Genomic DNA, 1,018 nt, shown 5'->3' with positions numbered 1-1,018 from the left:
GGTATTCGCGCCACGCCTTCTGTGTGTCGCTCAGTTTCGGCCGAGGCGTCCGGTAGCGTAAGAAGTTCACCACCATCATCACCGTCACGATGAACGCATGGAAGAAGATCAGATACGAGCCGCCGTCGAAGAGGAAGGCGAGATAGGCCGCGTAGCCCAGATACACGGCACCGAAGATGAGGTTCAGCGAGCGGGACGCAGTACTCTGCCCGTTCTTCACCGAAGCCAGAGCGATCATGATGATCCCGCTGATCGCGAGCAGGGCGACATACCAATTGAACATGGATCGACTGTGGCCGCCGGGCATTGGCATTCACTTACGGAAAAGTTGTCGTGATGGCGCAGATCACACTCGTCGCTGGTCCTTCCGCTGCTCGAGGGCTGGAATTCATCGCCCGTTTACGATGATCGGGTGTTGCTCGATGATCCGCGCTCCGACCTCGATGGTGCCCGCCGGCGCCGGGCCTGGGCGGTCATGCCCGGAGACGAGGTCCGGGCCACTCGGTTCTCGGCGTCGCGGCCGGATCGCCGAGAACGACGGCAAGGGAAAACAATTCGACTCGGTGGCCGTTCGTGGCCTTGGACCGGAAGCAATATTCGATGAAGTCTGCTGCGTCAATTCAGCTCCTCCTGTCGCGGCTGTTCGCCGTGGCACTGACCGTGCTGTCCGGCACGGTGCTGTTGGGTGGCACCGCCACCGCGGCGCCGCCGGCGATCACCGCCATCGAGAAGGACGGGCGTACCTGGCATCTGACGGTGCACTCCGCGGCGATGGACTCCGAGATCAGGATCGATGTCCTGCGCCCGGCCGACGAATCGCGGCCGGCCCCGAATCTGTACATGCTCAACGGTCTGGACGCCGGTCTGGGAAAAATGAACTGGCAGGGCCAGACCAAGGCGCTGGACTGGCTGGCCGACCAGCCCGTCAACGTGATCCAGCCGATCGGTGGCCGGGGCAGCTACTACACCGACTGGCTGCGCCCGGATCCCAAACTGGGCGTGAACAAATGGAAGACCT

The 1,018-nt window shown here is 62.8% G+C and carries 2 pseudogenes; one reads left to right on the top strand and one right to left on the bottom strand.

The features are described from left to right. Positions 1 to 283, bottom strand: a pseudogene (locus AB0C20_RS36415) (hypothetical protein); the annotation flags it as partial. A gap of 290 nt (positions 284 to 573) precedes the next feature. Between AB0C20_RS36415 and AB0C20_RS36410 the strand changes: the two are divergent. After that, positions 574 to 1,018: pseudogene (locus tag AB0C20_RS36410) on the top strand (hypothetical protein); the annotation flags it as partial.

The organism is Micromonospora sp. NPDC048843 (assembly GCF_040649965.1).
Classification (GTDB): domain Bacteria; phylum Actinomycetota; class Actinomycetes; order Mycobacteriales; family Micromonosporaceae; genus Micromonospora; species Micromonospora hortensis.
Note: the sequence above shows the minus strand (reverse complement) of the source record. Positions and strands in the feature narration are given on the sequence as shown.